This is a genomic window from Ruegeria sp. CDSC054 (assembly GCF_059610645.1).
Window position 1 is genome coordinate 26945 of record NZ_JBXWOA010000007.1, and the last position, 17612, is coordinate 44556.

The following is a 17612-nucleotide window of genomic DNA, read 5'->3' on the forward strand; positions in this document are numbered from 1 at the left end:
CAGGCCCCGGATTTTCCATTATCCAACATTTCAAACACGCGAATTAGGATTCTGAGACTCATGGCTGAACACAAGCACGGCGAAATGGATATCACTGTTCAAACCAAAACCTTTGATGGGTTCGTCAAAGCCACCACATGGTGTGTGGTTGCCATCGCCCTCCTTTGCCTGTTCCTGGCGGTCTTCGCCGCATAATCCAAAACGGGGTTGACCTTGATCCGGATTTTGATTGCCTGCCTGCTGGCAGCAACTGTTGCTGGCTGCACGGGATCGCAGCGTCCGCAAGCCGAGCGGGCCGAGGTCGTTGCCCGATCCTATCGTGATCCGGGGCCTTCGACCCTGACGCTGTATACGATGATCAGCACGCGCACCGGGTCTGGTGCCCATACTTCGTTGATGATCAGCGGCAGCGAGCGAGTGATCTTTGATCCTGCGGGGTCTTTCCGCGCAGATGTGGTTCCGATCAAGGACGACGTGCTGTACGGTATCACCCCGAATGTCGAGCGCGCCTATCGCAGTTCGCACGCACGCGAGACACATTATGCGCGTATCCAGACGATTCAGGTAAGCCCGCAACAGGCCGAGATTGCCTTGCAGCTGGCCAAACAATCCGGTCCGGTCGCTGGCGCTTATTGTGCGAATTCCACCGCGTCGCTGCTGAAGCAGGTTCCGGGGTTCGAACAGATCGACGTGACCTTTTTTCCGGTCAAGCTGTCGGATCAATTCGGTCAGCTTCCGGGTGTTGTGACAACGGAGTATCGTGAGAACGACGATGCCGACCTGCAAAAAGGTCTGGCCGCCAACAATGCGGCACTGAACCAACTGGAAACGGTCTCAACCCAATAAGTACAGCAACCCGTACAGTGTTGCGGCGCCGCTGAAGATTGCTGCCAGCACATTCTTTGTGATCACTCCAACGCTTAGCGCAACCGCGGCGGCCGCCATCCGTGGAATGTCGGGCTGCCCTTCAGTTGCGGTTGGCCAAACAACCAGCGGTGCAATCAGGGCTGGCAGGATGGCGACAGCGGTATAGCGCAAGTGGCGCAACAGCCAGGGAGGCATCGGGCGATCCCCGACGAGGCCGATAAAGACAAACCGCAAACTATAACTGCCAATGGCAAGTCCAATGATGATGGACCAGATCGTGACCGGATCAACAGGGGTCATTGTGTGGCCTTTCTGCGTTCGGCGAACAATTCGGCCTGAGCGCCGGCCATCATGCCGGCACAGCCGGCAATCAGCAGGCCCAGATTGTATGAGATGCCAGCGGTCATCAAAGAAACGACAATGGCCACCAGCGCAGCCACCACATGGGGCAGGGTGCGCATCATCGGCCCGATCATTGCCAGAAATGTAATCGGCAAGGCAAAGTCCAGCGCCCAGCTTTCGGGAATGCGCGTGCCAAGAACCGCGCCCAGATAGGTCGCAAATATCCATAGCGGCGTGATGGGGGTGACCGAGCCCACGAAATAAGCCATGCGCTGGGGCACCGTCATCCTGGGTTCTTTTTCAAACTGCACGATTGAACAGGCATAAGACTGATCGACGGTCAGGTAGGCTGCACATGCCCGCTGCCACATCGGCGCAGCCCCCAGATAGGGCGTCAGTGACGCTGAATACATCGCCATCCGGAGGTTTACCGCCAGGGCAGAAACAAGAGTAATGGCCGTCGGTGTCTGATCCTGCAGCAATTGCAGCGCGGCAAACTGCGCAGCACCCGCAAAGACCGTGGACGTGAACGCCATGGTTTGCACGATATTCAACCCAGCCTCAGTCGCGAACACGCCGAACAGGGTGCCAAACGGGATCGCCACAAAAATGAACGGGGTCCCGTCGCGAAAACCCTTCCAGAAGTATGACTTGGATGTGGTGTCTGCCATGGCTAAATCCTATGGTGATCCCCGCAGCAGTAGCGGTCTTGGGAAAGGGTTGCAATTGGCCACGGAACAGAACCAGTCAGACTACATCATCGCCCCAGATCCCGGTGCGCCCCGCCTGACTCGCGCCGTTGAAGGCGTGGACCAGAATGGTGAAGTCAGCCAGATCTCGGTGGTCGAGGAACGCCCGCTGACGATTTTCCTGAATTCGCAAGAGATCGTGACAGCGATGACGATCGGTGACTACCCCGAGTATCTGGCGCTGGGGTTCCTGCGCAATCAGGGGATGCTGCTGGTCGATGACGACATCACGCGCGTCGATTACGATGAAGATCTGGAAACCGTGGTGGTACGCACCGCGCGCGAGACCTCGTATGAGGACAAATTGAAGAAAAAGACCCGCACCAGCGGCTGTGCGGTCGGCACGGTGTTCGGTGACATGATGGAAGGATTGGAGAACGTGCGCCTGCCGCAGGTCTCGGTCCGCACCTCGTGGCTGTACGATCTGGCGGCCAAGATCAACCGCACCCCGTCGCTGTATCTTGAGGCTGGGGCGATCCACGGCACTGTGCTGTGCCACGAGAACCGCCCGTTGGTCTATATGGAAGACGTGGGCCGCCACAACGCTGTCGACAAAATCGCGGGTTGGATGCTGTCAAAAGGTGAGGGGGCTGAAGACAAAATCCTCTACACCACCGGACGCCTGACCTCGGAAATGGTGATCAAGACCGCGATGATGGGCATACCAGTTCTGGCGTCGCGATCGGGCTTCACCGCATGGGGCGTAGAGATTGCCCGCGAAGTCGGACTGACATTGATCGGTCGGATGCGTGGGCAGCGCTTTGTATGTCTTTCAGGTGAGGACCGACTGATGCGTGATGTGGATCCGGCGACTGTGGCGGTCGAAGATAAGAAACACAAAAGGAAAAGTTCCCAGTCCTGAAATCCGTTGGGTAACCAGTCGTTCTGAGAAAATTCTGCAAGTTCCAGAAGATATACACTAAGGTGGAGCAACTCAGAGTGGAATTTTGGATGGTTGCCACGTAGGGAAGCTATGGAATTAATCAGTTTAATTGCACCGGTCTTCGCGGTGATCTTGACGGGGTACGTGTTTTCTTGGACGAATCTTCTGGGTGAAGACACGTCAGAAGCTCTGGTGCAATTTGCGGTTTACGTCCTGATCCCCGCCATGATGTTCTACCTGATTGGTCAGGAGGAGTTTGAGAACCTTCTAAACTACGGTTTCTACGTGTCGTATGGCGGTACGATACTGGCTCTTTTTGCCGTCCTGTTCATCGGTTTGAAGGCGCTGACGAGTTTTCAGGTCGGATCAGCAACCGTTTTGGCCTTTGCTGGCGTTGCCTCGAACACAGCGTTGGTTGCGCTGCCCATCCTCCATGCGATTTTTGGGTCAAAGGGGGCGCTGCCGGCCGTATTGGCAAATCTGGTGGTCGCCATTCTGCTGTTGATCATGACCACCATTCTAGAGACCTCGGCCGGGCACAAGGCAAGCGTCAAGACACCCATTTACAAGATCCTTCTGAATGTTTTGAAAAACCCGATAATCGCTGCAACGTTGTTGGGCGTTCTTTACTCTTTCACAGGTATTGGGTTTTCTGACGCCGTTTCGGATTATCTAGAGCTTATGAGCCAGGCGCTTGCAGCTGTTGCGCTGTTTGCGATCGGGTTTACCACAAGTGTTCGCACGATTGTTCAGACTGGACCGATGATCCTGTTCTTGACGGTAGTAAAACTTCTCGTTGTTCCGGGGGTGGTGCTGCTTGCGGGGCATTTGATCGGCCTGGATCCGCTTTGGATCATTGCGGCGACGGTCTCTGCAGCAGCGCCCACGGCAAAGAGCATCTTTTTGCTGGCCAAACATTATGATCAGGAGCCGCAGCTCGCCGCTCACATCGTGTCGGCGACCTCGTTCCTGGCGGTCGGGACTTTGATCCTGTGGCTGTTTGTCCTGCATCATCTGCATCCTACCGCGTTCCAATTGAATTGAGTTCGCTCTACAAAGTTGCGATCTATTGATCACTTGGACGCAAGCAACAAGGTGCAGCAATGAACACCCCTTTGGGCGTAATCCTCGCAGGCGGCCTCGCCACCCGTATGGGCGGCGGCGACAAGGGTCTGTTGCAGATCGGGGGCCAAAGCCTGCTGTCTCATGTCATTGACCGGTTTGGCCCGCAGGTCGACGGTCTGGCGCTGAACGCCAATGGCGACCCCGAGCGGTTCGCCGATCTGAACCTGCCGGTTCTGCCCGATACGATTGAAGGTTTCGCCGGGCCTCTGGCGGGTGTGCTGGCGGGGCTCGATTGGGCAGCTGAACAAGGGGCCGACAGCATAGTCACAGCCGCTGCTGATACGCCGTTTTTTCCACGCGATCTTGTGGCGCGGCTGACCGACGCTGCCCAAGGGCAAACACATCCTCTGGTGCTGGCCACCACGCCGCGCACCGGGGATGAAGCGCTAAAGTCCGGCGGCGGCAAGCGGGTCAACAGGCATCCGACATTTGGGCTCTGGCCTGTCGCCCTGCGCGATGATCTGCGGGATGCCTTGAATGACGGGTTGCGCAAGGTTGTGCTGTGGACCGACAAACATGACGGGCGTGAGGCCCTGTTCCCGGCGGACCCATTCGATCCTTTCTTCAACGTCAACACGCCCGACGATCTGGCGCGGGCGCAAAAGCTGCTGGAGCAGGCATGAGGGTCTTCGGCGTCACCGGCTGGAAAAACGCGGGCAAAACCGGCCTAATGGAGCGATTAGTGGCCGAGATTACCGGGCGCGGCTTCACGGTTTCGACAGTCAAACACGCGCATCACGCCGTCGATGTCGACCAGCCCGGAACCGACAGTTTCCGCCATCGAGAAGCCGGTGCGTCCGAGGTGCTATTGGCATCCGGCAAGCGTATTGCCGTGATGCAAGAACTGCGCGGGGCACCTGAGCCGCCTTTGGCTGATCTTCTGGCTCGGCTGCTTCCGGTCGATCTCGTACTGATCGAAGGTTTCAAACGAGAAAGCCACCCCAAGGTCGAAGCGTTTCGTGCCGAGGCCGGCAATGCGTTGATGGCCCCGGAAAACAGTACGATCCGCGTTGTCGCCAGCGATACGCCCCTGCAGGTACAGGTTCCGGTGTTTGATCTGGACAACACCGCCGCAGTCGCGGATTTCATCTTGAAAGAGGTCGGATTATGACGCCGCCAAACATCACGCCTCCGCCCCTGCGAAATGATTGTTTTGCCTTGCCTGCCGGGGTCAACTGGACACCAGTGGACGACGCGCTGGCCTTGTTGCGATCTCGGTTGACGGTGGTGACTTTGGTCGAAACGGCTTTGATCGGGCAGGCTGTGGGGCGGATACTGGCAGAAGACGTTTTTGCGAAACGTTCAAACCCACCGCAGCCAAACACGGCCGTGGATGGTTATGGGTTTTCCGGGGCCGCCCCCGTGGGTCCCCAAGTGATGCCGCTGCAGGATGGGCGCGCTGCGGCTGGTATTCCGTTTGATGGCGCGGTGCCACACGGCAAGGCACTGCGCGTGTTGACCGGCGCAGCGCTGCCTACCGGTGTGGATACGGTCATACTGGAAGAAGACGTGACCGTTCAGGATGGTCACATCGCCTTTCACGGCCCGCTGAAACAGGGCGCCAATACCCGCAAAGCTGGCGAAGACGTGGCCGAGGGCGATTTGGTTCTGCCTACCGGGCGCAGATTGACCCCTGCTGACATGGCCCTTTTGTCGGCCACCGGGATATCCGAGGTCGCGGTACGCAAGACGCTGCGCGTTGCGGTTCTCTCGACCGGGGATGAGCTGGTCGAGCCTGGAAACTCTGCCGGACCCGGCCAAATATTTGACGCCAACCGTCCGATGCTGTTGTCGATGATCGCGCGACTGGGCTATGAGCCGGTGGATATGGGGCGCGTGTCCGACGACCGGGAAGATCTGCGTGACAGGCTGGACAAGGCGTCAGAACAGGCCGACGTCATTCTGACCAGCGGCGGCGCGTCCGCCGGGGATGAAGATCATGTCTCAGCCCTATTGCGAGAGGCCGGTGCGATGCAGGAGTGGCGCATTGCGCTAAAGCCCGGCCGCCCATTGGCGCTGGGTATGTGGAACGAAACGCCCGTATTTGGCCTGCCGGGTAATCCCGTCGCAGCCAAAGTCTGTACGTTGATCTTTGCCCGACCTGCACTGGGTCTGATGGCGGGCGAGGGCTGGTCCGAACCGCAGGCGTTCAATTTGCCTGCTGGTTTCGAAAAACGAAAAAAACCGGGGCGGCGCGAATACTTGCGCGCCCGTGTCCGAGACGGTCAGGTCGAGGTTTTTGCATCGGAAGGATCGGGTCGTATCAGCGGCCTTAGCTGGGCCGAAGGGCTGGTCGAGATTCAGGATGGCGCATGTCACATCAGGCCGGGTGATCTGGTGCGGTTCATTCCTTATGGCAGCTTTGGGTTGTGATCAGTCAAATGTACCCGCGACGCGCCCAAGCAGCATGAAAGCGCGGGCGGTTCGTGTGTCGCCCAATGCAGTCAGGTCCGCGTCGCTGGCAACCGGTTCAAATTCAACGATCATGTGATCAAAACGGCGTAGGAAATGATGCACGGCGTCCCGGAATATCGGGTCCTGCTTCATCCGCGCTGCCGTCAGTGCCAGCGAAGACCGGTCCCTGATCCCGCCCAACGCGGCAACCGCGCGGCCGCGCGCGCCCTGTGCGAACTGTCGCCAGATTTCGGGACGCGCCATATCCGGGCGCAGATCGTCCATATAGATGCCTTCCTGGCTCAGCAGTGTAAGCACGTCCTGCGAAGCCTGCACCAGTTGGGCGGTCTTGCGATCCCGTAGCGCCAGCCTGAGGGCATCGAACCCTTCGGCGTCATCCTGTGTTTCAGGAAAGTTCAGCGCCCGAATGAAGGTATCGGTCGTCAATGGCGGCGCGATATCTTCGGCCGGAGTGCCCAGTTCCAAAGATGTCTGGTCGCCTGTGGCAACTGATGCTTCGCCGCGAACCGGCTCGGTCCGTTTCGACGAAAACGTCGCCAGCGCGGTTTCTGCTTTTTTGGCGGTCTCGGCGATTTCGTCCAGCTTTTTGCTGACACCGGGTTCTTGCAAACTGGCGGCGCGCTGTTGCTGAATTACGTAAGCCTGACGGATTGCATCTATTGCGGTCTGCAGCCGGGCGCTTTCCTCGCGCATGACGCGGCTGGCGCGCATAGCCATAGCGGCGACCCAAATCATCGCCACCGGCATGAAAACAGCCAGCAGAGTCACGACGAATCCGCCGCCATCGACCTTGTCGGGAAGCACCAGAAACACAATCGACACGATCAGCCAAACCACGCTAAGCGCGACGGCAACGATCTCGATCTCGGTTACCGAAGGATGCGAAGGCTTGTCATATATCCCCAAAGGGGTTGGCCGTTCGGGATCTTGTTCGGGATTGGGCTCTGACATGGTCAAGGCTCCGGTCAGGCATACTCGATACTTAGAACTTCATAGGACCGCACACCACCGGGGGTGCGTACTTCGACACTGTCGCCTTCTTCCTTTCCGATCAATGCCCGCGCGATGGGGGATTTGATGTTCAGCAGGCCGTTTTCGATGTTGGCTTCGTACTCACCAACAATCTGCCAGGTCTTTTCTTCGTCGGTGTCTTCATCCACCAGGGTGACCTTGGCGCCAAATTTGATCGCGCCGTTCAGCTTGGCCGGGTCGATCACATCAGCCAGCGACAGAATGCCTTCCAGCTCTTTGATACGCCCTTCGATGAAGCCCTGCTTTTCGCGGGCCGAATGATACTCGGCGTTTTCCTTCAGGTCGCCCAGCTCGCGCGCTGTGGCAATAGCTTCGATGATCGCCGGGCGCTCGACGGACTTGAGGTTTTTGAGCTCCGCCCCAAGCGCGGCATTACCCGCAGGCGTCATTGGAATTTTTTCCATGTTCTTGTCGTCCACGCATAAATTGGTTCGCCCCGCCGCATGAGACACGCGTCGGGGCGATTTGATGGGTCGTCAATTAACTGACCCAAATGAGGCGTGAATTGCAAGGGGGCTCGGTCGCACAACGCGCGGATTACGGCCTATGGTGTTCGGGAAAAGTCTGAATCGCCAATACCCTGCCACGCTCGTGGCTCTCGGGGCATTGGCGATGAAGAATCTATCGGGTGTTTCCCAGAACGCCTTAATCGTAGCTAATCACTTCGAATTCGATGTCATTGTCGTCATTGAAATAGAACCGCCGACCCGGTTCATAATCAGCATGGGACTTGGGCGTAAAACCGGCGTCGATCACCTTCTGCTCGGTCGTGTCGATGTCTTCGACCAGAACGCCCACGTGGTTCAGCCCTCCGACGATGTCATAGCTGCTTTCCCCGGACGGTTGTGGATCGCTGGGCGCGTAAAGCGCCAGATAGGTGTGCTTGGAGCCCACGTGAACCGTGTAACCGCCTGCAATTGCCGGGCCTTCCCAGCGTGTTTTCCAACCGAACACCTTGTGCATCCACGCAGCCGAGGCCTGCGGGTCGCGAACGGTGAAGTTGGTGTGTTCAAGTGTCGCCATCATGGGATCTCCTTCGTGTTTTGAGGCTTGTCCCGACTCACCATAATTCCTAAACCTAACTTTAGATCAAGGGATTTTTCAGGAGGATGTGATGGCGGCTTCGGAAGGGTTGGCAATTGGCGCATTGGCCCGACGCACAGGCTTGGCCGTTTCGGCGATCCGGTACTATGAGGCGCAAGGTCTGATATCGCCCTGGCGCAATGCGGGCGGGCAGCGGCGATATCAGCGCGCAGATATCAGGCGCCTGAGTTTTGTGATGATTGCGCAGCAGTTCGGCCTGACCTTGCCCGAGATCCGCGAGGTCCTGTCTGGCCTGCCTGGAAACCGCACGCCAACACCGCAGGATTGGCAGGACATCAGCAAGGGGCTAAGGGCCCATCTGGACCAGCGAATCGATACCCTGACGCGCTTGCGCGACAATTTGGATGGCTGCATTGGCTGCGGATGTCTAAGCCTGCCGAAATGCGCCCTCTACAACCCGGATGACCGCGCAAAATCCAATGGTAGCGGTCCCAGGTACCTGATGGGGGACTCACCAGAGGCATAACTGCCGCATTGCAGCAAAGTTACGCCGTGTTTTGATTGACCAAGGTGTTTGCGACCATGTAATCAGCCGTGAAACAAAATTGCGCAGAGCATGCTGTGAAAGCGCCAATTCGGAAAGTTAGCTAGGGAGCCCGCGATGGCCGAGATTGAACGCGAAGCGATGGAATACGACGTGGTGATCGTGGGCGCAGGCCCCGCGGGCCTGTCGGCGGCCATCCGTCTGAAACAGCTGGATGCCGACCTGAACGTCGTGGTTCTGGAAAAGGGCTCGGAAGTGGGCGCGCATATCCTGTCGGGCGCGGTTCTGGACCCTTGCGGGCTGGACGCACTGATCCCGGACTGGAAAGAAAAAGGCGCGCCGCTGAACGTGCCGGTGCACGAAGACAACTTCTACATGCTGGGCGAGGCGGGCAAGATTCGCATTCCCAACTTCCCAATGCCGCCGCTGATGAACAACCACGGCAACTACATTGTTTCGATGGGCAATGTCTGCCGCTGGATGGCTGAACAGGCGGAAGAGCTGGGCGTGGAAATCTTCCCCGGCATGGCGTGTTCGGAACTGGTTTATGGCGACAATGGCGAAGTCAAAGGCGTCGTCGCCGGTGTCTTCGGTCTGGAGCCTGATGGATCATACGGACCACAGACCGAGCCGGGCATGGAGCTGCATGGCAAATACGTTTTCCTGTCGGAAGGTGTGCGCGGTTCGCTGTCCAAGGAAGTGATCGCCAAGTATGATCTCTCTGCTGGCAAAGAAGTGCAGAAATACGGCGTGGGCATGAAAGAGATCTGGGAGATCGACCCGGCCAAGCACAAAGAAGGCTCGGTCACGCACACCATGGGTTGGCCGCTGGGCAGCAACGCGGGCGGCGGGTCATTCATCTACCACCTTGAAAACAATCAGGTCTACGTCGGTTTCGTGGTTCACCTGAACTACAAGAACCCGCATCTGTATCCGTACATGGAATTTCAGCGCTTCAAGCATCACCCGATGGTGGCCGAGCTGCTGAAAGGCGGCAAGCGCGTCGCTTACGGTGCTCGTGCGATCACCGAGGGTGGTTATCAGTCTATGCCCAAGCTGGTTGCGCCGGGCGTGGCTCTGTTGGGCTGTTCCGCAGGCATGGTCAACGTGCCGCGCATTAAGGGCAACCACAACGCGATGTTGTCGGGCAAAGCGGCGGCTGAAGCGGCGTTTGACGCCATCAAGGCCGAGCGTTCGGGTGATGAACTGACCGCCTATGAAACCGAAGTGCGCGAAGGTGCAATCGGCGCAGACCTGAAGAAGGTGCGCAACGTCAAGCCGCTGTGGTCGAAATACGGCCTGACCGCCAGCCTGATGCTGGGCGGCATGGACATGTGGACCAACACGCTGGGCTTTTCGTTGCTGGGCACGCTGGGTCACGGCAAGAACGATGCTGAATCGACCGAAGAGGCCAGCAAGCACAAGCCCATCGATTATCCAAAGCCCGATGGAAAGCTGTCCTTTGATCGCCTGACTAACGTGTCCTTTGCGATGACCAACCATGAGGAAAGCCAGCCTTGCCACCTGAAGTTGGCCGATCCGGAAATCCCGGTCAAAGTAAACATGCCCAAATACGATGAACCGGCGCAGCGCTATTGCCCGGCAGGCGTGTACGAGATGGTCGAGGATGAAGATGGCGCGCGATTCGTCATCAATTTCCAGAACTGCGTTCACTGCAAAACCTGCGATATCAAGGACCCCAGCCAGAACATCACCTGGACCACGCCGCAGGGCGGGGATGGACCGAACTATCCCAACATGTAAGCGAAAACATGGGCAATGGCGGGGTCGTGAAGGCTCTGCCATTGCCTCTTTCCGGTCAAAGCCCTAGCTTGTTGTCCAGTCAACGATAGCAAGGCAGGATTTTGGTGGCTTCCCTCGTTCGTCGCGCGGCATTTGCCGCGCTGTTAACCTCGTCATTTGCATTCCCGGCGCTGTCGGATTCTGGCTCTGGGTCGTATCTGGCCGGGCGTCAGGCGATATATCAAAGCGACTATATTTCTGCCGAGAAATATTATGCGCAGGCCCTGCGCGCCGACCCTGAAAATGGCAAGCTTCTGGAAAACGTTGTCGTAGCGCGTCTTGCATTGGGTGAGATTGAGCGCGCGCTGCCGGTTGCGCAGTCAATTGAGGCGCTCGAACTGCCAAGTCAGGCGGCAAAGATGGTCATCATGGCCAACCTGGTTGACGACGGAAAGCTGGATGAGCTGCTTGCTCGTGATCCTGAAACCCAAGGCGTTGGGCCATTAGTAGATGGCTTGGTTCTGGGTTGGGTCTATGTGGCGCAAGGTGCCATGACCAAAGCGATGGAAAAGTTCGACGAAGTCGGCACCCAGGAGGGGCTTCTGGAATTCGCGCTTTATCACAAGGCGTTGGCGCTGGCGTCGATTGGTGACTTCGAAGGGGCCGAAGAGATTTTTGCGGCAAACAACGGCGCGGTGTCGCGGTTCTCGCGCCGGGCGGCCTTGGCCCGGACCGAAGTATTGTCGCAGCTGGACCGCAACGAAGACGCCCTGCAATATCTGAAAGACGTTTTCGCGGCGGGCAGCGACCCATCCATTGAAGGTTACGTGGCGCGTTTGAAGGCGGGTGAAACGTTGCCGTTTACACACATACAGTCGGCGCAGGACGGTATGGCCGAGGTGTTCTTTTCTGTCGGTGCCGCGCTCAGCAGTGAGGCGTCACAGGACTATGTGCTTCTCTATGCCCGGATTGCCGCTTTTCTGCGCCCGGACCACGTGGACGCAATCCTTCTAAGTGCCGAATTGCTGGATGCGTTGGAACAATATGACCTGGCCGTCGAAGCCTATCGTATGGTGCCGTCCACGAGCAGCGATTACCACGCGGCCGAGTTGGGCCGGGCCGAAGTTCTGAGCCGTTCGGGAAAAACGGATGCAGCCGCCGAAGTTCTGCAGAACCTCGCGGCGCAAAGCCCCAGCCTGCCCAGTGTGCATGTAGCCCTGGCTGATCTGCAACGGCGGCAAGAAAACTATGTCGATGCCGTTGGGACCTATGACACTGCTATCGAACTGACCGAGCAGGGTGTCAGCGGCAACTGGTTTCTATATTACGCCCGCGGTATTTCGCATGAGCGTCTCAAGCACTGGGAAGCGGCTGAGGCCGATTTCCGTCGCGCGCTGGAACTGAACCCCGATCAGCCACAGGTTCTGAACTATTTGGGCTACTCGCTGGTCGAGCGGCAGGAAAAGCTGGACGAAGCACTGAACATGATCGAACGCGCTGTCGCGGCGCGCCCCGACAGCGGCTATATTGTCGACAGTCTGGGGTGGGTTTTGTTCCGATTGGGCCGCTACGACGAAGCGGTCTCACATATGGAGCGTGCGGTCGAGCTGATGCCGGTTGATCCTGTGGTGAATGATCATCTGGGTGATGTCTATTGGGCCGTGGGCCGCGCGCGCGAAGCTGAATTTCAGTGGAAGCGCGCGTTGTCCTTTGTTGATCCCGACGACACGGACGGTGAGGCCGACCCCGAGCGCATTCGTCGCAAGATTGAGGTGGGCTTGGACGCGGTCTTGGCCGAAGAAGGCGCCGACCCCCTGAAAGTCGCCAATGGCAACTAAGGCCTTCGCGCCCGCCAAGATCAACCTGACCCTGCATGTAACTGGCCGCCGTGACGGCGGGTATCACCTGTTGGATTCTCTAGTGGCTTTTGCGAATGTCGGTGACACGTTGGAATTCACGCCGGGGCCAGAGCTGTCGATGTCAGTCGCCGGTGAACACGCCAAGGGCGTCCCGGCGGACGACAGAAATCTGGTCTGGAAAGCTGCCGTCGCCGCTGGATGGACAGGGCATATCAACCTAAACAAAGTGCTGCCCCATGGCGGCGGCATTGGCGGAGGATCGTCCGATGCCGCGGCGACACTGCGCATGATCGCAGATCAGGGTGTGGCTATCCCCAGCGAAACTGCCCTGACCCTTGGTGCGGATGTGCCGGTTTGCATGGTTGCCAGCGCCACCCGGATGCGGGGCATCGGCGAGCGGTTGCAGCCGGTCTCATTGCCGCAATTGCCAGCGCTCTTGGTCAATCCTGGTGTCGAAGTCCCAACCGGCGCCGTATTCTCTGCCTTGCAGAACCGCGACAACCCGCCAATGCCCGATGATATCCCCGTCTTTGAAACGCCCAAGGCATGCGCGGATTGGGTGCAGGAACAACGCAATGACTTGGAGCCACCGACTAAGAGTCTTGCACCCGAGGTTGCCCGGGTGCTGGATGATCTGTCGGATACGAAAGATGTTCTACTGGCTCGGATGTCAGGTTCGGGTTCGACCTGTTTTGCGCTCTACCCGACGATGAAAGCCGCCCATTTCGCAGCCTACGAGATTGGCGCGGCGCACCCCGATTGGTGGTGCCGCGCCACGCAGCTTAATTGAGGCGCGAAACCACGTAGTCAGCCAGATCGCGCAGCAACGACCGGATCTTGTGATCCGGCAGCGCATCCAGCGCGGTCTTGGCTTTGGTGGCCCACCCAAATGCATCCGACCGTGTGGCGTCCAGCGTGCCGTATTTGTTCATCAGGCTCAGCGCATGGTCCAGATCGCCGTCTTCCTGACGGCCTCGACCAATTGTACGCTCCCAAAAGGCGTGCTCTTCCGGGGTGGCCTGTGCGATAGCCTTGATGACGGGCAAGGTCAGTTTGCGCTCGCGGAAGTCGTCGCCGACATTCTTTCCGGTCGCCTTGCTGTCACCCTGATAATCCAACAGGTCATCGGCAATTTGGAACGCAATTCCCAGCGCATCGCCGTATTCGTATAGCGCTTTAACCTGATCCTCAGCCGCGCCAGCAATCACGCCGCCCACTTCGGTTGCGGCGGAAAACAGCGCGGCGGTCTTGCCGCGCACGACCTGCAAATAGATTGCCTCGGTAGTGCCCAGATCGGTGGCAGCGGTCATCTGCAACACTTCGCCCTCGGCAATGGTGGCCGAGGCATTGGCCAGAATGTCCAGCACCCGCAGCGAACCGGTCTCAACCATCAGTTGGAAACTGCGAGAAAACAGGTAGTCGCCGACAAGAACGCTGGATTTATTGTCCCACAACAAGTTCGCCGTGGGGCGGCCACGCCGCTGTGCGCTTTCATCAACGACATCGTCGTGCAACAGGGTCGCAGTGTGGATGAATTCAACCGTCGCGGCCAGGCGCACGTGATGATCACCCGGATAGTCAAACATCCGGGCCGCCGCCAGCGTCAGCATTGGGCGCAGACGCTTGCCGCCTGCTTCAACCAGATGCGCAGTCACTTCCGGGATGCGCGGAGCGTGTTCCGAGGCCATGCGCGTGCGGATCAACTGGTTTACGGCGTCCATTTCGCCGTCCAGAATCTCGGCCAGGCGCTCATGCGGTTTCGAGATCGTGTCGATGTTCATCACTCTCCTGATACAAGGCTCGACTTCCGCCTTGCCTTGCCCTTACATCCATCCCCATGAAAGAACTTTTGCGCAGCACCGATCCGACGATTCTGGCCTTTGCTTCCGCCCTTCTTGAGGGCGAGGATATAGACTGCTTTCAGATGGACGTAAATATGAGCATCCTCGAAGGAGGCATAGGAATCTTTCCGCGCCGCCTGATGGTGCGGGCCGATGACCTGACCCGCGCAGAACGGGTAATGCGTGACAACGAAATCCCTCTGGGCAGATGAACCTGTTTTCCGATAGTGAATTGACTCAAAATGATTTTCTGGGCGGGCGCGTGCGTTTGCTGCAGCCACGCGCAGGGTATCGTGCAGGTGTTGACCCGGTTCTGCTGGCGGCGGCGGTCCCGGCGACACGTGGTCACACCGTGTTGGAACTGGGCTGCGGCGCGGGTGCCGCGATCCTGTGCCTGCTGGCCCGCGTGCCGGGTCTGCAGGCCGTTGGGGTCGAGTTACAGGCAAGCTATGCAGAATTGGCACGCCGAAACGCCGCGGAAAATGACGCGCCGCTGGAGGTAGTCGAGGCCGATATCAGTGCATTGCCAGCTACGCTCAAACAGCGGCAATTCGATCATGTACTCGCAAACCCGCCTTATTACCGTGCTGGCGCGCATAGCCCGGCCGATGACACGGGGCGTAGTATTGCGTTGGGTGAGCAAACGCCTTTGGAGACATGGATTGACTGCGCGGCCAAGCGCCTCGCGCCGCGTGGGTACTTGCATATGATCCAGAAAGCCAACCGTCTTCCCGACATGTTGATCGCATGCGAAGGGCGGTTGGGATCGGTTGAAATCCTGCCATTGGCCGCCAGAGCCGGTCGCAAGGCAGAATTGGTAATTTTACGGGCCAGAAAGGGTGGGCGCGCCGATTTTCAGCTGCGTGCGCCAGTCGTATTACACGACGGGGATCGACACGAACGTGATGGGGAAAGCTATACGCCACAGGTCTCAGACGTATTGCGCAAAGGGGCCTCGCTGCCGGGGTTTACTGATCAATAGGCATTAACCAGCCGAATTTGTCGGATTTATTACAGATTCTGTGCGTCTGCGGCGTGACAGGCTGGAAACGATGTGGTCAACTTCTTACGTGAACCTGAGACACCAACGAAGGAGTATCGCCATGAGCGTGAGCGCACATCTGACCGAACTGAAGAAAAAGCACGAAACTCTCGGTCTTGAAGTTGAACAAGCCCAACGCTCGCCAGGCATCGATGATCTCCATATTGCTCAACTCAAAAAACAAAAACTAAGGCTAAAAGAAGAGATCGAACGCCTGTCAGCCTAGGTTTTCATACTCGCCCGCGCGGCAATGGCCGCGCCGCCAGTAATCAAAAGGGCCGCGATCGCCAGACCCCAGGTCGGGGCGGCGATCCCGGCCACAACCAAAGCTAGCGTAGACAACAAGGGTGCCGCGTACGACGCCGTCCCCAAGAGTTGTATGTCGCCTTGCTTGACCCCAACATCCCAGACATAGAACGCCAACCCCACCGGCCCCAGACCTAGGGCGATCACTGACGCCCAGCCAAATGCACTGTCAGGCCAGACGGTATCTTCGACAGCTAGGTGCAGCGCGGCGGACGCGATGGCAGTCGCAATGCAGAAAACGGCGACAGAGCTGGTTGGTGTATCGCCCAGCCGACGCGACAGGACCGAGTATCCAGACCATGTCAGCGCGCATAACAAGGCCAACGCGTAGCCTGGCAGGTGGTCGGTCTGAAACCCGGTGCTGCCACCCCCGGCGATGATCACGGCGGCCCCTGCGAACCCAAGGCACGCGCCGAACAAATGTCCGATGCGCAGGTGTTCGCCCGGTAAAAGTCCGGAAAACAGCACAATGAGCAATGGCCAGAGATATGCGATCAGACCAGCCTCGGCCGCCGGAGCCATGCGCAGGGCCGAGAAATATAGTGCGTGATAGCCGAACAACCCGACCGTGCCGAACAGATAGGTGGTCCACGGCACGTCACGCAACTGCTGTAGCCCACCGCTGCGCCAGGTCCAGATCAGGCCAAGTGTTCCACCAATAGAAAAGCATATTGCATTCAGCAATAATGGCGGCGTGGGGGATGACCCGACTGTGAACAAGGCGAGCAGCGACCACAGCAAGACGGCGGCAAACCCGATGGCTGTAGCGCGCGATTTGGTCATGGGCTTTGAACTTCTTCTACCGGAATAATGTTGAATTCGTCCGAGATATGCGCGGTCTTTTCAATTTCGGCCATGAACCAGTCGCGGAAAGCGGCGATCTGGGGTCTGTCTTCTGCACCTGGCAAGCACAGAAACCGAAACCGGCCTTGTGTTTCGATAGCCGTCTTGAACGGAGCAACAAGACGCCCCTCGGTAAGGTCCTTCAAGATCATAGCCCGGCGACCCAGTACCACGCCCACGCCCGCAACCGCAGCATCAATTGCGTGGTCTGCGTTCGAAAAATGCGCCCCATGCGTTGGGGCATAATCCACTCCGACCGCGCGAAACCAGGTCGGCCAATCGCTGGGCGGTTGCAGGAACGCAATCGAATCGTCGAAGATCAATGGTGCGTCCCGCAGGCTGTCGGGGGTGGGGAATTGCTCGGCCAGATCTGGTGTCATCACCGGGGTCAGCCATTCCTTGCGAACTTGTAGGGAATACAGCCCTTCATCGCCACCGTAACCAAACCGAATGGCGACATCCACGTCATCACGTTCAAGGTCCATGATCCGCAATGTTGCCGAGAACTTGAGATCAATTTCGGGATGCGCCCTTGCAAATTCATACAGGCGCGGTGCCAGCCACTTGGCTGTCAGCGCCGGGCCTGCTGTCACGGTCAGCGAGGTATCGTTGCCCTGTCGGCGCGCAGCTTGCCACGCCGTCTGCAATGCGGCGAATCCATCGGCCGCGCCGGGGGCAAGGGCGCGTCCGGCCTCGGTCAGCTCAACCGCGCGGTTCAAGCGGTGAAACAAGGGCCGGCCCAGATGTTCCTCCAGCGATTTGATCTGGAAAGACAGGGCTGCCGGGGTCACGCGCAACTCCTCTGCGGCTTTGGCAAAGGACATGTGGCGTGCTGCGGCGTCAAAGGCACGCAGGGCAGTTAGCGGGGGAAGGTAGTCGCTCATAGATACACAAGAATATCTTAACTGAAACCCAAAGAAAGCTCGTTTGCCGTCTTGATTGATAAGGCGCATATTGGGTTCAAGTCAAACGCAGCT

22 protein-coding genes are annotated in these 17612 nt (G+C 58.4%); 14 read left to right on the plus strand and 8 right to left on the minus strand.

Annotated elements, in window-relative coordinates; genetic code table 11:
* The first annotated feature begins 60 nt into the window (after window positions 1–60).
* Window positions 61–195: an aa3-type cytochrome c oxidase subunit IV gene (locus AC2FGC_RS14405; RefSeq protein WP_058273578.1), complete on the plus strand. Its 135-nt coding sequence runs from the start codon at window positions 61–63 to the stop codon at window positions 193–195.
* An 18-nt stretch (window positions 196–213) separates the two neighbouring features.
* Window positions 214–846 (plus strand): hypothetical protein, encoded by a 633-nt coding sequence (locus tag AC2FGC_RS14410; RefSeq protein ID WP_496725791.1) that lies wholly within the window; start codon window positions 214–216, stop codon window positions 844–846.
* On the opposite strand, the gene AC2FGC_RS14415 is transcribed toward AC2FGC_RS14410, so the two are convergent.
* Window positions 835–1167, minus strand: a complete 333-nt coding sequence (locus tag AC2FGC_RS14415; RefSeq protein ID WP_058273577.1) for an AzlD domain-containing protein — start codon at window positions 1165–1167, stop codon at window positions 835–837. The two genes, AC2FGC_RS14410 and AC2FGC_RS14415, sit on opposite strands and share 12 nt — an antisense overlap.
* Window positions 1164–1880, minus strand: a complete 717-nt coding sequence (locus AC2FGC_RS14420; protein ID WP_496782691.1) for an AzlC family ABC transporter permease — start codon at window positions 1878–1880, stop codon at window positions 1164–1166. The genes AC2FGC_RS14415 and AC2FGC_RS14420 overlap by 4 nt, the downstream gene beginning before the upstream one ends.
* Between AC2FGC_RS14420 and AC2FGC_RS14425 the strand changes: the two genes are divergently transcribed.
* From AC2FGC_RS14425 to AC2FGC_RS14445, 5 genes are all read left to right on the plus strand, one after another.
* Window positions 1879–2820 (plus strand): formate dehydrogenase accessory sulfurtransferase FdhD, encoded by a 942-nt coding sequence (locus AC2FGC_RS14425; RefSeq protein WP_496734307.1) that lies wholly within the window; start codon window positions 1879–1881, stop codon window positions 2818–2820. The two genes, AC2FGC_RS14420 and AC2FGC_RS14425, sit on opposite strands and share 2 nt — an antisense overlap.
* Before the next feature lie 111 nt (window positions 2821–2931).
* Window positions 2932–3885, plus strand: coding sequence for an AEC family transporter (locus AC2FGC_RS14430; protein WP_496782693.1), 954 nt, complete (start codon window positions 2932–2934; stop codon window positions 3883–3885).
* A gap of 59 nt (window positions 3886–3944) precedes the next feature.
* A complete protein-coding gene (mobA, locus tag AC2FGC_RS14435; RefSeq protein WP_496725796.1) occupies window positions 3945–4589 on the plus strand; it encodes a molybdenum cofactor guanylyltransferase MobA in 645 nt (214 codons plus the stop codon).
* The gene (mobB, locus tag AC2FGC_RS14440; protein WP_496725797.1) at window positions 4586–5077 is read left to right on the plus strand and encodes a molybdopterin-guanine dinucleotide biosynthesis protein B; all 492 of its coding nucleotides are present in this window, start codon (window positions 4586–4588) and stop codon (window positions 5075–5077) included. Before mobA ends, mobB begins: the two co-directional genes overlap by 4 nt.
* The gene (locus tag AC2FGC_RS14445) at window positions 5074–6339 is read left to right on the plus strand and encodes a molybdopterin-binding protein (protein WP_496725798.1); all 1266 of its coding nucleotides are present in this window, start codon (window positions 5074–5076) and stop codon (window positions 6337–6339) included. The genes mobB and AC2FGC_RS14445 overlap by 4 nt, the downstream gene beginning before the upstream one ends.
* On the opposite strand, the gene AC2FGC_RS14450 is transcribed toward AC2FGC_RS14445, so the two are convergent.
* The 3 genes from AC2FGC_RS14450 to AC2FGC_RS14460 form a co-directional block, all read right to left on the minus strand.
* Window positions 6340–7332, minus strand: coding sequence for a hypothetical protein (locus tag AC2FGC_RS14450; protein WP_058273571.1), 993 nt, complete (start codon window positions 7330–7332; stop codon window positions 6340–6342).
* Window positions 7333–7346: 14 nt separating this feature from the next.
* Window positions 7347–7817, minus strand: a complete 471-nt coding sequence (greA, locus tag AC2FGC_RS14455; RefSeq protein ID WP_058278909.1) for a transcription elongation factor GreA — start codon at window positions 7815–7817, stop codon at window positions 7347–7349.
* 241 nt (window positions 7818–8058) lie between these two features.
* Window positions 8059–8439 (minus strand): VOC family protein, encoded by a 381-nt coding sequence (locus tag AC2FGC_RS14460; RefSeq protein WP_058273569.1) that lies wholly within the window; start codon window positions 8437–8439, stop codon window positions 8059–8061.
* Between the two features lie 88 nt (window positions 8440–8527).
* Here AC2FGC_RS14460 and soxR point away from each other — a divergent pair, with 88 nt between their 5' ends.
* The 4 genes from soxR (at window position 8528) to AC2FGC_RS14480 (ending at window position 13393) form a co-directional block, all read left to right on the plus strand.
* Window positions 8528–8983 (plus strand): redox-sensitive transcriptional activator SoxR, encoded by a 456-nt coding sequence (gene soxR / locus AC2FGC_RS14465; protein WP_058278822.1) that lies wholly within the window; start codon window positions 8528–8530, stop codon window positions 8981–8983.
* A gap of 135 nt (window positions 8984–9118) precedes the next feature.
* A complete protein-coding gene (locus tag AC2FGC_RS14470) occupies window positions 9119–10765 on the plus strand; it encodes an electron transfer flavoprotein-ubiquinone oxidoreductase (protein WP_496725799.1) in 1647 nt (548 codons plus the stop codon).
* A gap of 104 nt (window positions 10766–10869) precedes the next feature.
* Entirely contained in the window at window positions 10870–12582 is a 1713-nt protein-coding gene (locus AC2FGC_RS14475; protein WP_496725800.1) for a tetratricopeptide repeat protein, read from the plus strand.
* Window positions 12572–13393: a 4-(cytidine 5'-diphospho)-2-C-methyl-D-erythritol kinase gene (locus AC2FGC_RS14480; RefSeq protein ID WP_496725801.1), complete on the plus strand. Its 822-nt coding sequence runs from the start codon at window positions 12572–12574 to the stop codon at window positions 13391–13393. The genes AC2FGC_RS14475 and AC2FGC_RS14480 overlap by 11 nt, the downstream gene beginning before the upstream one ends.
* Here the strand turns inward: AC2FGC_RS14480 and AC2FGC_RS14485 are convergent.
* On the minus strand, window positions 13386–14384 hold the full coding sequence (locus AC2FGC_RS14485) for a polyprenyl synthetase family protein (protein ID WP_496725802.1): 999 nt from the start codon (window positions 14382–14384) through the stop codon (window positions 13386–13388). The genes AC2FGC_RS14480 and AC2FGC_RS14485 overlap by 8 nt on opposite strands.
* Before the next feature lie 56 nt (window positions 14385–14440).
* Here AC2FGC_RS14485 and AC2FGC_RS14490 point away from each other — a divergent pair, with 56 nt between their 5' ends.
* The 3 genes from AC2FGC_RS14490 (at window position 14441) to AC2FGC_RS14500 (ending at window position 15712) form a co-directional block, all read left to right on the plus strand.
* The gene (locus AC2FGC_RS14490) at window positions 14441–14656 is read left to right on the plus strand and encodes a putative signal transducing protein (protein ID WP_037316655.1); all 216 of its coding nucleotides are present in this window, start codon (window positions 14441–14443) and stop codon (window positions 14654–14656) included.
* The gene (locus tag AC2FGC_RS14495) at window positions 14653–15426 is read left to right on the plus strand and encodes a tRNA1(Val) (adenine(37)-N6)-methyltransferase (RefSeq protein WP_496782695.1); all 774 of its coding nucleotides are present in this window, start codon (window positions 14653–14655) and stop codon (window positions 15424–15426) included. Before AC2FGC_RS14490 ends, AC2FGC_RS14495 begins: the two co-directional genes overlap by 4 nt.
* Before the next feature lie 121 nt (window positions 15427–15547).
* Window positions 15548–15712: a YdcH family protein gene (locus tag AC2FGC_RS14500; RefSeq protein ID WP_082637184.1), complete on the plus strand. Its 165-nt coding sequence runs from the start codon at window positions 15548–15550 to the stop codon at window positions 15710–15712.
* On the opposite strand, the gene yddG is transcribed toward AC2FGC_RS14500, so the two are convergent.
* Together yddG and AC2FGC_RS14510 are read right to left on the minus strand one after the other, a co-directional pair.
* Window positions 15709–16575 carry an aromatic amino acid exporter YddG gene (gene yddG, locus AC2FGC_RS14505; protein ID WP_496725804.1) on the minus strand — a complete coding sequence of 289 codons (867 nt, stop codon included), beginning with the start codon at window positions 16573–16575 and terminating at the stop codon, window positions 15709–15711. The genes AC2FGC_RS14500 and yddG overlap by 4 nt on opposite strands.
* A complete protein-coding gene (locus tag AC2FGC_RS14510; protein WP_496725805.1) occupies window positions 16572–17519 on the minus strand; it encodes a transcriptional regulator GcvA in 948 nt (315 codons plus the stop codon). Before AC2FGC_RS14510 ends, yddG begins: the two co-directional genes overlap by 4 nt.
* Between the last annotated feature and the right edge of the window lie 93 nt (window positions 17520–17612).

Coding starts and splice junctions, on each gene's coding strand:
- AC2FGC_RS14425 (WP_496734307.1), top strand. CDS start 1,879: ATGGCTAAATCCTATGGTGATCCCCGCAGCAGTAGCGGTCTTGGGAAA.
- AC2FGC_RS14485 (WP_496725802.1), bottom strand. CDS start 14,384: ATGAACATCGACACGATCTCGAAACCGCATGAGCGCCTGGCCGAGATT.
- AC2FGC_RS14445 (WP_496725798.1), top strand. CDS start 5,074: ATGACGCCGCCAAACATCACGCCTCCGCCCCTGCGAAATGATTGTTTT.
- greA (WP_058278909.1), bottom strand. CDS start 7,817: ATGGAAAAAATTCCAATGACGCCTGCGGGTAATGCCGCGCTTGGGGCG.
- AC2FGC_RS14495 (WP_496782695.1), top strand. CDS start 14,653: ATGAACCTGTTTTCCGATAGTGAATTGACTCAAAATGATTTTCTGGGC.
- AC2FGC_RS14480 (WP_496725801.1), top strand. CDS start 12,572: ATGGCAACTAAGGCCTTCGCGCCCGCCAAGATCAACCTGACCCTGCAT.
- AC2FGC_RS14415 (WP_058273577.1), bottom strand. CDS start 1,167: ATGACCCCTGTTGATCCGGTCACGATCTGGTCCATCATCATTGGACTT.
- soxR (WP_058278822.1), top strand. CDS start 8,528: ATGGCGGCTTCGGAAGGGTTGGCAATTGGCGCATTGGCCCGACGCACA.
- AC2FGC_RS14450 (WP_058273571.1), bottom strand. CDS start 7,332: ATGTCAGAGCCCAATCCCGAACAAGATCCCGAACGGCCAACCCCTTTG.
- AC2FGC_RS14460 (WP_058273569.1), bottom strand. CDS start 8,439: ATGATGGCGACACTTGAACACACCAACTTCACCGTTCGCGACCCGCAG.
- yddG (WP_496725804.1), bottom strand. CDS start 16,575: ATGACCAAATCGCGCGCTACAGCCATCGGGTTTGCCGCCGTCTTGCTG.
- AC2FGC_RS14420 (WP_496782691.1), bottom strand. CDS start 1,880: ATGGCAGACACCACATCCAAGTCATACTTCTGGAAGGGTTTTCGCGAC.
- AC2FGC_RS14500 (WP_082637184.1), top strand. CDS start 15,548: ATGAGCGTGAGCGCACATCTGACCGAACTGAAGAAAAAGCACGAAACT.
- AC2FGC_RS14405 (WP_058273578.1), top strand. CDS start 61: ATGGCTGAACACAAGCACGGCGAAATGGATATCACTGTTCAAACCAAA.
- AC2FGC_RS14430 (WP_496782693.1), top strand. CDS start 2,932: ATGGAATTAATCAGTTTAATTGCACCGGTCTTCGCGGTGATCTTGACG.
- AC2FGC_RS14490 (WP_037316655.1), top strand. CDS start 14,441: ATGAAAGAACTTTTGCGCAGCACCGATCCGACGATTCTGGCCTTTGCT.
- mobB (WP_496725797.1), top strand. CDS start 4,586: ATGAGGGTCTTCGGCGTCACCGGCTGGAAAAACGCGGGCAAAACCGGC.
- AC2FGC_RS14510 (WP_496725805.1), bottom strand. CDS start 17,519: ATGAGCGACTACCTTCCCCCGCTAACTGCCCTGCGTGCCTTTGACGCC.
- AC2FGC_RS14470 (WP_496725799.1), top strand. CDS start 9,119: ATGGCCGAGATTGAACGCGAAGCGATGGAATACGACGTGGTGATCGTG.
- mobA (WP_496725796.1), top strand. CDS start 3,945: ATGAACACCCCTTTGGGCGTAATCCTCGCAGGCGGCCTCGCCACCCGT.